Source organism: Oceanobacillus jeddahensis (genome assembly GCF_000750635.1).
GTDB lineage: Bacteria > Bacillota > Bacilli > Bacillales > Amphibacillaceae > Oceanobacillus > Oceanobacillus jeddahense.
In genome coordinates this window covers 1,613,202-1,625,883 of sequence record NZ_CCDM010000001.1, presented here as the reverse complement: position 1 = coordinate 1,625,883, position 12,682 = coordinate 1,613,202, and the positions used below count along the sequence as shown (strand labels likewise).

15 protein-coding genes are annotated in these 12,682 nt (G+C 37.2%); 4 read left to right on the top strand and 11 right to left on the bottom strand.

Annotated elements, in window-relative coordinates; all coding sequences use genetic code 11:
• Positions 1-26 precede the first annotated feature (26 nt).
• From BN986_RS07140 to BN986_RS07125, 4 genes are all read right to left on the bottom strand, one after another.
• Entirely contained in the window at positions 27-1,058 is a 1,032-nt protein-coding gene (locus tag BN986_RS07140; RefSeq protein ID WP_187378526.1) for an Rpn family recombination-promoting nuclease/putative transposase, read from the bottom strand.
• A gap of 348 nt (positions 1,059-1,406) precedes the next feature.
• Entirely contained in the window at positions 1,407-2,021 is a 615-nt protein-coding gene (locus BN986_RS07135; protein ID WP_040978962.1) for a DedA family protein, read from the bottom strand.
• A gap of 111 nt (positions 2,022-2,132) precedes the next feature.
• The gene (locus BN986_RS07130; RefSeq protein WP_040978961.1) at positions 2,133-3,068 is read right to left on the bottom strand and encodes an MsnO8 family LLM class oxidoreductase; all 936 of its coding nucleotides are present in this window, start codon (positions 3,066-3,068) and stop codon (positions 2,133-2,135) included.
• Positions 3,065-3,643, bottom strand: a complete 579-nt coding sequence (locus BN986_RS07125) for a DUF1836 domain-containing protein (RefSeq protein WP_040978960.1) — start codon at positions 3,641-3,643, stop codon at positions 3,065-3,067. The genes BN986_RS07130 and BN986_RS07125 overlap by 4 nt, the downstream gene beginning before the upstream one ends.
• 187 nt (positions 3,644-3,830) lie before the next feature.
• Between BN986_RS07125 and trhA the strand changes: the two genes are divergently transcribed.
• Positions 3,831-4,475 carry a PAQR family membrane homeostasis protein TrhA gene (trhA, locus tag BN986_RS07120; RefSeq protein WP_040978959.1) on the top strand — a complete coding sequence of 215 codons (645 nt, stop codon included), beginning with the start codon at positions 3,831-3,833 and terminating at the stop codon, positions 4,473-4,475.
• Positions 4,476-4,619: 144 nt separating this feature from the next.
• Here the strand turns inward: trhA and BN986_RS07115 are convergent, their stop codons facing one another.
• Together BN986_RS07115 and BN986_RS07110 are read right to left on the bottom strand one after the other, a co-directional pair.
• Complete coding sequence (locus tag BN986_RS07115; protein ID WP_040978958.1) at positions 4,620-5,216, bottom strand: TetR/AcrR family transcriptional regulator; 597 nt, start codon at positions 5,214-5,216, stop codon at positions 4,620-4,622.
• 6 nt (positions 5,217-5,222) lie between these two features.
• A complete protein-coding gene (locus BN986_RS07110) occupies positions 5,223-5,900 on the bottom strand; it encodes a YqeB family protein (protein WP_040978957.1) in 678 nt (225 codons plus the stop codon).
• Between the two features lie 485 nt (positions 5,901-6,385).
• Between BN986_RS07110 and BN986_RS26925 the strand changes: the two genes are divergently transcribed.
• Complete coding sequence (locus tag BN986_RS26925) at positions 6,386-6,544, top strand: YfhE family protein (RefSeq protein ID WP_148417075.1); 159 nt, start codon at positions 6,386-6,388, stop codon at positions 6,542-6,544.
• A 76-nt stretch (positions 6,545-6,620) separates the two neighbouring features.
• On the opposite strand, the gene BN986_RS07105 is transcribed toward BN986_RS26925, so the two are convergent.
• The 5 genes from BN986_RS07105 to BN986_RS07085 form a co-directional block, all read right to left on the bottom strand.
• The gene (locus tag BN986_RS07105; RefSeq protein ID WP_244444954.1) at positions 6,621-6,863 is read right to left on the bottom strand and encodes a hypothetical protein; all 243 of its coding nucleotides are present in this window, start codon (positions 6,861-6,863) and stop codon (positions 6,621-6,623) included.
• 246 nt (positions 6,864-7,109) lie between these two features.
• Positions 7,110-7,811 (bottom strand): hypothetical protein, encoded by a 702-nt coding sequence (locus tag BN986_RS07100; RefSeq protein WP_040978955.1) that lies wholly within the window; start codon positions 7,809-7,811, stop codon positions 7,110-7,112.
• Positions 7,812-7,814: 3 nt separating this feature from the next.
• Complete coding sequence (locus tag BN986_RS07095) at positions 7,815-8,672, bottom strand: ABC transporter ATP-binding protein (protein ID WP_040978954.1); 858 nt, start codon at positions 8,670-8,672, stop codon at positions 7,815-7,817.
• A complete protein-coding gene (locus BN986_RS07090) occupies positions 8,662-9,039 on the bottom strand; it encodes a GntR family transcriptional regulator (protein ID WP_040978953.1) in 378 nt (125 codons plus the stop codon). The genes BN986_RS07095 and BN986_RS07090 overlap by 11 nt, the downstream gene beginning before the upstream one ends.
• A gap of 233 nt (positions 9,040-9,272) precedes the next feature.
• The gene (locus tag BN986_RS07085; RefSeq protein ID WP_040978952.1) at positions 9,273-10,328 is read right to left on the bottom strand and encodes a M42 family metallopeptidase; all 1,056 of its coding nucleotides are present in this window, start codon (positions 10,326-10,328) and stop codon (positions 9,273-9,275) included.
• Positions 10,329-10,876: 548 nt separating this feature from the next.
• Between BN986_RS07085 and BN986_RS07080 the strand changes: the two genes are divergently transcribed.
• Positions 10,877-11,458 carry a copper resistance CopC family protein gene (locus tag BN986_RS07080; RefSeq protein ID WP_040978951.1) on the top strand — a complete coding sequence of 194 codons (582 nt, stop codon included), beginning with the start codon at positions 10,877-10,879 and terminating at the stop codon, positions 11,456-11,458.
• Between the two features lie 3 nt (positions 11,459-11,461).
• The gene (locus BN986_RS07075) at positions 11,462-12,562 is read left to right on the top strand and encodes a copper resistance D family protein (RefSeq protein ID WP_040978950.1); all 1,101 of its coding nucleotides are present in this window, start codon (positions 11,462-11,464) and stop codon (positions 12,560-12,562) included.
• Positions 12,563-12,682: the final 120 nt, after the last annotated feature.

Genomic DNA, 12,682 nt, shown 5'->3' with positions numbered 1-12,682 from the left:
GTATATACTTTAAACATTATAAGAATCTATTCTTCTTCCAATTCATCTTGTAGTTCAGCTAATTCCTTATCTGATAATCCAGTTATATTTTTTACAGCCGGCCTTTCCATTCCTTGCTCAAATAAATTACGTGCCACTACCTTTCCATAACGAATGATTATTTTTGCTGCTTCACGATTGGCCAGCACTGCATTTTCTTCTGCTTCTAACCTTTTCTCTTTTTCTTCTGTCAGAGCTAGTTTTTGCTGTTCATATTGTTTTTTGATCTGATTATACTTCTGTTCAATCAACTTAGTTTTTTCTTGTGTTATCTTTCTTTTTGTTTCTATTATTTCTACCTCTTTTAAAAATTGTTGTTCTATGATTTGTTTTTGCCTATGCTGATACGCTAATTTATTTGCTTCTATATGACTAATATCTCTCCATGCTTTCATAGCCATCTCTACGTTCTTATCCGTTATTGCTATTTTCTCCAATTCTCTATACATATTTGGGTAAAAATAATTCCTATTGCTATCAACAGCTGCTAATAGTAATAACCATATAGGTAAAGCATCCTCATCCAGGTTTAACCATCCTTCATTCCAATGATGGATAAATTTTGGAATTTCAACAAATTGGTATTCTTGTATTTTAGTAAATGGTGTTGGTTCCTCCTGGCCTGCTAACCTAAATATATGATGAAATTCATCACTTTCATGGAATAACTCAAAATTCAAAATATTAATCGTAACAACTGTATCGTATTGTTTAAAATCTGAGTTTCCTTCAAACTGCCGTCGATATATTTTAGGCCAAAAATAAAGGGATTGCTTTTCAGGAGCATTTTGACTTGGAAAAAGTATTTCTACACAAATTGTTTTTTTATCTTCTGTTTCAACAAGTAAATTTAAATGTGATTCTTCAGATTCTATATTTCTCCAATTTTGAAATGTAAGATTCTTAATTGGAGCTCTTTTGGACTGAATAAACAAAGCATTTAAAAAAGCGATTGTAACCTTTTTATATTGTTGATCACCGAATAATTTCCTAAAGGCATAATCAATCTTTAAATCCATAAGCTGATAGAATTCTTTTTTAGGAATAGAATCTTTATATACTTCTCCATTTTCACCAATTTGAGGGGGAAAAAGTATTGCTTTTCGAGGATAAACCATGGAAACACATCCTTACGTTTATTAGTAGAGGACTTACTTTGATGAAGGTCTAAATACAGTTAACCAAACGTACGTTCTTTTGTCAACAAAAAATTATTCTCCATTGACTAAAAGCGTTCAGATCTTGATACTGTGGTTCTTTTTCCATCTATAAGCATTAGGAATAACGCTTGTTACTCCTATTAAAATATCAGTAACCATTTTATGTTTTTCTTAACCCAAAAAACTGTAGGAACAATCCTTTAGTTCCTACAGTTTCCCTTTTTTTCGTCTTTTCATATACCAAATGAGAAACAGTATGATTGCTAGCAGGATGAAAGTATAGACTACATTTGAATAAACATCCATAAATGCTGCAACACGATGCCAATTCTCTCCTAAAACTGTTCCAATACCAATTAAAATACTATTCCAAATAATAGAACCAGCGGCTGTTAATAACATAAATATACCGAAATTCATTCTTGCCATCCCTGCTGGTATAGAGATCAAGCTCCTTAATAACGGAACCATCCGACAAAAAAATACAGTCCAATACCCATATTTCTCAAACCATTCATCTGCCCTATAAATATCTGTTTTTTTCAAATGCAAAATATGTCCATATTTGTCAACAATTTTCTCCAGTCTGCTGACGTCCACGATCATTCCTATACAATATAAAAGCATTGCTCCAATAAGCGCTCCTAATGTGGCTGCAGTTAATACGCCTGTATAAGTTAAAGCGCTGTAGGTTGTCATAAAACCGCCAAAAGGCAGGATAATTTCAGACGGTATCGGTGGAAATAAATTCTCCAGCGTCATCATCAGAAAAATTCCCAAATAACCAAATTGCTCCATCACGGCAGTAACCCATTCTCCCATAATATCCTCCAATTACACTTGTCCTCTTTATTAAGATATATTCTATCATGCAGCAGCCTATGATTTTTATTTCATTTTGAAAACAAGTGTTAAGATTTTAAGGGACTGTTTTTATTGGTTTTGATTCATAATAGATGCAAGCTGGCGATAAGAGTATTTTCTGGCTTCATATGTCGGTGCCATTGTAAGCACCATGATTTCATCACATTGATACGCCTCTTGCAGTTCAGTAAGTTTTTCTTGAACAAATGCTTTATCACCGATAATCTGTTTATCGGAAAATTTCGCCTGTTCCTCCTCATCTGCTTGTGGCGATGGATCCAGCTCTTTCTTTTTGCGTTTTGCTTCTTCTGCCATTTCCAAAGCTTCCTTTTCTGTGTCAGCGCAAAGAACAGATACAGCAACAATCGTGAATGGATTCTCAACTTGTCTTTGATAGCCGGCTACAATTTCCGGTCCGTTATCAGCACCCATAAAATGGCCAAAAACATAAGGCAGTTTTTTCGTCACGGCAAGCTGAGCACTTCGCTGGCTTGTTCCTAACAGCCAAGGCACAGGCTGAACGGACGGTACCGGGGTAGCAGTCACGCGTGAATAAAGATGCTCGGGCGAAAAATCGTCTTGGAGGAAGTGAAGCAATTCATCAATATAATCCGGCATTTCTTTTACCTTCTCCAAAAAATTGCCTGCCAGGGCAATCGAAGCTTCTGCTGAGCCTCCCGGAGCTCTTCCAATTCCTAAATCCACCCGGTCCGGATATAAGGAAGCCAGCATCCGGTAGCGCTCAGCGATATTAAAGGGACGATAATTTGGGAGCAGTACAGCCCCTGAACCAATGCGAATGTTTTCTGTTCTGCTGCCGATAATCCCCAGCAAAATATCCGGGGCCGGACTGGCTAATCCTTGCATATCATGGTGTTCCGCAACCCAGTAACGTTCAAAACCTGATTGGTCGGCCTGAATTGCCAGATCAACACTGGCTTCCAGTGCCTGCTTTGCATCCGCATCTGCAAATAATGGCGATTGGTCTAAGATACTTAATTTCATTCTTCCTGCACTCCTTCCTGTTCTAATTGATCCACCAGGTTTTCTGCTGCCCGGCGGTAAAAATTACTCATTCCTGTCAAACTCGTAATGAGTAATACTTGCTTTAGATAGTCATCATTTACGATATCTTTATCCAATTCCGTCTCAAATATTTCTTCCTGCTTCTTCATATGCTCTTCAAAACCAGTCACATTTTTATCCATTAATTGAACATAATTGGTATAAAAATTTTCCAGGTCAAAATCATCATCCTGCATTCTTTGATTAATTTCTCCAAATGTTTTCCCGATATCTTTAATGGATAAAACACTTTTCATTTGATAAATCATGCTGATCAGCAGCAAATGCTCTTTCGAATATTTTTTATTATTTATAGGGAAAAATAACTTAGCCTTTGCATAATTATTAATCATTGTTTTCGTTAAAACTTTATCCTCTTCATATCGCTTAGATGAAGCAAATTTACTTTCAAAAAGCTGGATCACCTGATCCATATATAAATCTAAATCGGGTATTTCTTCAGATTTCAGCTGATTCTCTAAATGAAGTCCTTCTAATTGCTTTTGTATATCCACGAAATGACCTCTCTTTCATAATATAAAGGTAGTAAGCAAAGCAAGTAATTTAACGGTTAATCGTTCAGCTTATCTACTTTTCATTATAGACGTAATTAGTTAAATTTCAAACATTGACTACTTGATGAAATAGGTATATAGTTATTACATAGTATTTAAAACTATGTAACGGATTGGAGATGTTTTTTTGAATAAATTTATCCGGGAACCAATGAATGCTTTTACTCATTTTATTGGGATTGTGTTATCTATTGCCGGGTTAATACTACTCGTTGTCAAAGCAGCCCGGGTGGGGACGCCTTTAGATGTTGGCGCAGTGGCTGCATTTGGTGTCAGTTTAATTCTATTATATACCGCTTCTACGGTTTACCATTCTGTCATCGCTGGTCCTAAAACCATTGCTTTTTTCAGAAGACTGGATCATGCCATGATTTATGTATTGATTGCTGGTACATACATCCCGCTATGTCTGATTTCGCTGCAGGGGACAACCGGCTGGATACTATTTTGGGGTGTTACCGGGCTCGCGTTTCTAGGAATTCTGTTTAAATTAATCTGGTTTCATTCCCCAAGGTGGCTTTCCACCTTACTCTATGTATTAATGGGATGGATAGCTGTTTTTTATAGTGGAGCACTTGCACCAATTATTGGCGTTGGAGGAATGTTTTTCTTAATCGCCGGTGGAATACTTTATACCATAGGGGCAGTGATTTACTGGCTGAAACCAGAATTTCTGCGTTCCCGTTATTTTGGTTACCATGAAATTTTCCACATTTTCATCCTGCTGGGAAGTCTCGGTCACTTCCTATGTATTTATCTGTATGTTATCTGAGAAGAGTAATTCAGGGGGCTAGCACCCGTAATAAATTTAATCTCTTTCTTTATTTGAGAACGGGAGCTTTACGAGCGATTTTCCGCGATAAAAGAAGCGTCTTTCCTAATGGCGAAGAAGACGCTTCTTTTATCGCTTTACTCTTTATTTGACGATTTTTGTTACCATTTTTATTAATTCCTGTTGATAATTCGCTGTATCAAAGCTTTTACTTTGCAGCAGCATGCCTTCACTTGCTGCACCATTTATCAGTATAGCGGTTGCTTTGGGATCAAAATCAGCTGAAAATATATTTTTTTCCTGCCCTTCTGACAAAATGGTTTCTAACCGCAGATAAAGCGGGTCTTCTTCCTCTTCATTTAATTTATAATAAGGGATATTATCCTCTGTCCGGGCATTAAAGATAATTTCAATCAGCGCGACATTATTTTCAACGTATTCATTTTGGTATGTGAGAGTTGCTTTTATATAAGCCAGCAGCTGCTGATAAATATCTGATTCAGCTTTGACCCGTTCCTCAATAAATTCAAGTTGGGCACCAATTAAGTAGTTTAATGTATGCTGGACCAGCTCTTCTTTATCTACAAAATGATAGGAAATCAATCCTGTACTGATTTTCGCTTGTTTTGCTATTTTAGCAAGACTTAATTTTACATAGCCAATATTATTCAACACATCAATGGTTGCTTTTAAAATCTGTTCTCTCCGTGCTTCTGAAATAAATGTTTTTTCCTTCGTCACTTCGTATCACCCTCTTATCACCCGCACATACTGGCGTTTGTCCTCATCGCGGATAACAGCTCCCTCGGCTGCTAAATCATTCCGCAGTATCGCTGCTTCTTTTTCATCATCTTCTTTTAGCGCCTTTTCTCTTGCTAAAAGCAGGCTGTTAACAGAAGCAGGAAAATCAGAATGCTCTGGAACCCAGCGCTGATAATCGGCTTGATAAGGATCTTGGTCTTTCCATGGAAACCGGTGTTCCAAAAAAGCTGCTTCTATTTTCGGCTGCTTTACATCTGTTTGCGAACGATACAATTCCTCTCCTTTTTGACCTAAAACAACAATTTCTTTTCTGTCCATATAAATGGCTGAAATATCCCTTTTTTGCAAAATAACTTCCTGATCATACCTCTTCATTGTAACTTCTTGATCCGCAACCGTCATTTTTAATGATTCACTAAACGCATAGAACACAAAAAGAATTCCAGCAATCAAACCGACAATTACTCCAATAATCGATACCCAGGAACTATTCCAGGATACAATCCATTCAAAGAACGGACCAAACGGTACAAAAGGGATCTTGACCAGCCAGCTCGAGATAATTTGAATAAACCAGCCAATAACCGCTCCAAGAAGCGGACCGCCTATAATAATAATCGCTTTATCCAGTTTTGATAAGCCAAGTACAGTTTCATTTTGCATATTTTATATTCTCCTCTGGATATATTTTATAATCCAATATTTTTTGATCGATTAATCAAATTTTAACACAAACAATTAATTTTTACCAGTTAAGAGAAAGCAAAACGTATTTTAAAAGACTTAACTTTCAAATCTAAGAATAAGCATATATCTTACCATTCTAGGATTATCGTGTTCTTCATTATTGTGCTTGCTTTTGATTAAATCAGCTTTTTTTGAACTTATGATAGTGTATAGCTCCCGCTCCGGCCAACCACTCCGCCGCAGCGGTGCTTTACACTTCACCTTTTATTCTTCGTCAAGGGAGTTAGCAAAGGAACGATCAATTCCTGTTTCTATGAAAATGAAGTTACTTGTTAATGTACGAAAGTTGATTAAAAGATAATAATAGGAAAAGAAAATTTCATCCTAATAGGGATGTTTTAATTTACTTACACCGGGAAAACACATAGTAGAACAGACATTAACAGAAAGGATGATTATTCATGAGAAATATACAATATCAGCCAGCAAAAAAGAGAGACATTTCTGACGCAAAGGAAGTCCATTACTCTAAAGAGTTTAAGCAGGCAGATATTGCTGGCGGCTATCGGAAACCTCGCGTTAATGAGGCAAAATCCGAAAACCCTAAACTAAAACAATAACTGTTTACCTGTTAGTTGATTCTACACATTAACAATTTATAATAGAGTACTTTTAAAAAGGATGCTGTATAATCAGCTATTGATTATACAGCATCCTTTGTTTTTTCAACCTGAAACTCTGAAAACCTTCGTACCTTTCACGCGCCATCAAATTTTTGCGAGAAGTGTGGAAAAAGCAATATTCACGATGAGGTTGATCTTTTCTTAATTCTTCATATCGATTCATTGCACTCACAGCGTTTTCAAATCTATCAATAATTCCGACATCATTAATACATCTATATTCATTATCGGAGTGCGCTTTTATTACTTCTAACACAACCCATTCATTTGGAAAACGTTCTTGTACTTCCTCCCAACGCATGTTACCACTCCATTCAACTATAGTTGTTCCTATTATAATATAAAAGCATCCGTATTTTATAAACAGGAAAGCGTCTTATTTCTTAAATTCAGTTTTTAAAATTTTTCTAACATATTAATCAACACTGCTTCATTCTTGCTTTATGCTTCATAACATTAAAAACTGCCTTTTGTATTTAGCAAAAGACAGTTTCCTGCTTCCTTAACGCCTATTCACAATGGTGATTTTCCGCATAAACGGAAAACTAATCAAGTAAAACATCAAACCAATTAAAAATATCGTCACAAAGGTCATTAGTGTAACATTGGAGAACAGATCGACCGCAGCTTGAATCAGCCATCCTTCAAAAACACCATACAGAACAACAACCAGCAGAACTCCTAATAAACTCCCTGCACCTATCAAGCCCGTACGATAAAAAATTAATCCGATTAAATATAATAACGCCATAATAAAGATCATCACAAATGTATCTACAACAATCCGCATCGCCCAGTTATCTGTTAAAAGCATTGCCGGATGAACATAAATATAGTTTGTAACCCCAACTGCCTGGAATAACCATTCTGTTACCTGTTGTAAGGTGCTTCCTAAAAAAGCCATGATAAAAGAATAAGCTACTATAAAATATAGATGCATGAGATACATATTCTTACGGGTAGCCCCCATTTTCAAACCAAATGGGACACTGTTCTTCACTAAGAGAACCCCTACAACGCCAACATTAAAATAGGTCCCAAAAGGGATGGCGAAATACATTTTAAACTCATCAACTCCAAGTAATAAATAGCAGATAATAGCTGATATGATAATCATTCCTGTAAAAATTGACAAAAAGATTTTGGCTGTCCGAATTACTTCCGTTGAATACGCGTAAAACATGCCTTTTATTTGATTGTTCATGGATTATGCCCCTTTCTTCTTCTCTGTTAAATGAATCATTAATTCTTGAACCGGCACACCTTCTGCTTCAAGACCTGCTGCTTTGGCTTCTTTCTTGCTGCCAAAAACATATGCCATGGAAGTGCCAGCTAAGTCATTGCGCTGAATTATTTCTTTATCGGCTAGATAAGCATCCACCTGATCTTTTGGCCCGGAAACAGCGACCGTTTTTGCCCTTAGATCTTCAGCACTTTCCTGTAAAATAACAGAACCTTCTCTTAAAATAATAACCTCTTCAAACATTAAACTTACCTCATCAATCAAGTGTGTGGAAAAGATAATTGTCCGCGGATTTTCCTGATAGTCATCCAATAATATGTCATAGAACTTTTTACGGGAAGGAGCGTCCATACCGATATAAGGTTCATCAAATACAGTGATTGGTGCTCTACTCGCTAATCCTGCTGTAATTCCTAATGCAGACTCCATCCCTTTCGATAACGTCTTTATTTTTGCTGATTGCTTTAAATTAAAAGCTTCTAATAACTCTTCTGCCATTTTCTGATCCCAGTTGGGGTAAAAGTAAGCATAAATCTTCAATATTTGTTTTATCTTCAGCTCTGGGTTGAAATTATTTGCTTCTTTAATCAAGCAAATGGATTCTGTTAATCGTTGGTTATCAAAAGGATCCTCTCCATCAATGGTGATATTGCCTGCAGATGCTAAGATTTGCCCGCTTAAAATATCCATGAATGTCGTCTTACCTGCTCCATTTCTACCTAATAAGCCATAGATTTTATTCCCCTCTAGCGTAAGGGAAACCTGGTTCAAAGCATAACTTTCTCCATAGGTTTTACTTAATTGATTTACTTTAATTTCCATGTTCCTCATCCTCTCGATTAAGCATATTAATGAGTTCCTGTATATCCATTTCCAATTTCTCCGCTTCCCTTTTCATTGGAAGTAAATAATTCTCATAAAACGTCTGCTTTCTTTTTTCGATCACAATCCCTTTTGCTTTCTCTGTAACAAACATGCCCACACCCCGTTTTTTAATCAAAATACCTTCTGAGACAAGCTCATTGATCCCTTTGCCGGCAGTAGCCGGATTAATCTGATAAAATTTCGCAAATTCATTGGTGGAAGGTGCACGTTCGCCGCCATTCAATGAGCCATCGATAATCGAATCCTCAATTTGTTCTTTTATCTGCAGGAAAATCGGTTTGTTTTCGTCTAATTCTTTTTTCATTAGCCTCATTCCTTAATTGGTTGATTACTTATGTAACTAACCCTATAACATGAACATAGAAAAGTCAACTTATTATTTCAACTAATTAACTGACATAGAGCTGAAAACCCTTGTAAACGAAGGGGTTCACATGTTTTAATTTTTATTTTGAAAAGGGTTATTCTAGTTGGAGAAATTGATTTTCACACAAAAAATAAGACCAGGTAAGTTACCCAGTCTTATTTTCCACTCCACTACTCCTCTGCCATTTCCGACTGCGCATAATGATAAACCAAATTCTCCGTATGTTTCAGAGATAATTCATGTGTACGTTCAAACGCATGGGATGCATCAATTCCCGGACCAATCAGCCCATGAACTACATCATATCCAGCCCGGATAGCCGCAGACGCATCCGATTGATAATAAGGATAAATATCTAATTGGTATTCAATACCGTTCGCTTTCGCAATTTCTGTAAGGTGATTACGGAGCCCGTAATGATATGGACCAGAAGCATCCTTCACACAAATCGATACAGTATATTCATCGGTTCTTTGCCCATCACCGATTGCTCCCATATCAACTGCTAAGTATTCTACCGTTTCCGGCGGGATATTCGAGTTGCCGCCATAGCCGATCTCTTCATTATTAGAAAAGAGAAAATGCGTGGTATATGGCAGTTCTGTCTGGTCTGCAGTAAGCTTTTTAATCACGTTGATCAAGATCGCTGCACTTGCTTTATCATCCAAATGACGGGACTTAATAAAGCCGGATTCTGTTGTTTCTACCCGGGGGTCAAAGGAAATAAAATCACCTACTTCAATGCCCAATTTACGGGTATCTTCCTCACTCTTTATCACTTCGTCGATCCGAACTTCCATATTTTCTGTATCCCTTTTCAGCTCTCCAGCTTTCCGATACACATGAACAGCTGTTTGATGCATCAGAATCGTACCTGTATATTTTTCTCCACCTACTGTGTGGATCGTACAATATTCCCCTTCCACAAAATTTAACGGGAAACCGCCAATAACTTGTATTTTCAAACGTCCATCTGCTTTGATTTCTTTGACTATGGCTCCTAATGTGTCTATATGCGCTGTAAGAAAGCGGTGTTTAGAAGTATCTTTTCCTGGCAGGGTTGCAATCAAACCGCCTTTACGATTACGTTTTGTTGGTACATTACTCTCTGCTAATCTGTTTTCAATAAATTGAATCGCATCTTTTGTATAACCGCTTGGACTTGCTATTTTCACTAAATCTTTAATTAATGTTTTCGTTTCTTCTATATCGGGAAAACTACTCATCATATTACCTCCTCCAGGTTTTGAAATAAAGATCAATTTGTTTACTCAACTTATGCACCTAAAAAAAGAAACTTCATTTCCATAGAAACAGGAGTTGATGGTTCCTTTGATAACTCCCTTGACAAAGGATAGAAGGTGAAGTGTAAAGCACCGCTGCGGCGGGAACGGAGTGGTTGGCCGGAGCGGAGCTATGCACAATCACTAATTCCAGAATGGCCGGATATTTAACCAAAAGCAAGTGTGGTAGAGAACATGATAATCCTGAAATAGCAAGATTTATATGCTTATTCTTAGGTGCATAAGTTGAGTTGTTTATTATAGTTTATCAGAAAACTTAGTATTCGTTAAAGAAAGCCTTGAAAAGATTTTCCGCTTTCTTTGCAATCTTGCGTACAAACCTTTAGCTGAGCAGCATTGTCATTAATTGTTCATAGTTCATCAAAATGTAATTTTTTCACTTTGATTATACTTGTTGCAAATCTTGTTCTCATGTAAGCTATAGACTGGAGAAATTATTCTGAATTCATTAGGTTAAGGAGGAAAAAACGATGAAGAAATTCACAGGAGCACTGGCTTTTGTTATCTTACTCTTCGCTTTTAGTGCAAGTCCTGCTTTTGCACATACACATCTTGATACGTCTGATCCGGAGGAAGGTTCCACGGTAACAGAACCGTTGGACAGCATTACACTTTATTTTGAAACGGTGATTGAGGAAAGTGCTGTGATGGAGTTACATGCAGAGGATGGTACAGAGGTTGCCCTTGATAACCTTACAGTTAATGACGATGAATTTTCAGCGGATGTAACAGAGCCGTTAGAAAATGGAACATACACGATCAGCTGGGATATTATCGGCGTAGATGGTCATCCAATGGAAGATTCTATTTCATTTGAAGTGGATATCGAAGAAACAGCAGTTGAGGAAGAAGAAAACACAGATGCTGCTGAAGATACAGAGAATGCAGAAGATGGATCTGAGGAGCAGGCAGATGAAAATGAAGCAGCCTCAGAAAACAATGTACAGGAAGAAGCAGCAGATGATACGAATTCCAATACATTGCTAATCGCTGTTCTAGTTATTGCTATTGTCGCTGTCATCGCTATTGTACTACTAAAAAGGAAGAAATAATGTATGTTTTATGTAACGATTCTTACAGAAACGTTCTTATATCTTTCTCTTGCATTTTTAGCAGGAAGCTTTCTGATTCGATTGCTTCCTGCCACTTCCCATATCAAGGTTAATGTATCTTCCAATCTGCAGCTTGCTGCTGTCTGGGGGATTGCTCTATTTGCATTTGTCCCTCTCATCCAGCTAATCAGCCATATCGCTGGCCGTTCTTCTCTGGGCTCTGCGTTTGAAGATGTATTATTATCTTTTCGAATTGGAAATGCATGGCTATTTCTATTTATTATTTGCATTCTTTTCAGTGTTTATATTGCTTCTATCAAAGATACAAACAGTAAACAGGCAGCATGGGTCGGGATGATTTTTACCGGTTTTGTGGCATTTGGTGTCGGCTGGGCCAGCCATGCAGGCTCTTTTGAAGGATTCCTTGGTGTATTCACACATGGGGTGCATATGCTCGCAGTAAGCGCCTGGATTGGAACGCTGATGATGGTATCCTGGTTGGCCCCAAAGTCGATGGATTGGCTGCGTTTTGTCAATAGCTACCACCCTTTTGCACTTATCTGTTTTGTTATTGTAGTCGCAAGCGGTATTTTACTGGCACAATTCACTGTTGATTTCAGACAGTATGACGAAGCTTTACTTGTTTCTTATGGACAAAGTTTATTCTTAAAACAATTATTTATCATTCCATTATTGATATATGCTATCTTTAATGGAATTTGGATGAAACGGCGTTTACAGGTTGATGCAAGCTTTCAGGCAAGACCTTGGATACGTGTAGAGTTTTTTATTATTTTATGTATCCTGTTTCTGACAGGCATCATGAATGAGCAATCACCTCCGCTCCATATGGAAAGTCTTATCGAACATAGCGGCTACGCTCCGATTCTAAATATGTTTTATGATGGAACAATGGCTGGCGCAGGAATTGGTTTAGCTTTAGATGGATCTGTTTTCTTCTTTATTGCCTTAGCACTTGCTTGTCTTGTCGGCAGTATATATATTTTTAAAACTAAAAATCATCCGGCTCTTTCCTGGCTTGCCTCACTGCTTTTTGTCGTCATGGGGTACTTTGCTTTTATTCAAAGCATTGTGATCAACTGATTGTCTTTTATTAAATGGAATAAAGTCTCAAAATGAACATGTGTTTATTTTGAGACTTTTTTGCATGTGCAGAGTCACTATTAGAAAGTAATCCCGGCTACGTAAATCACCCCAAACAAA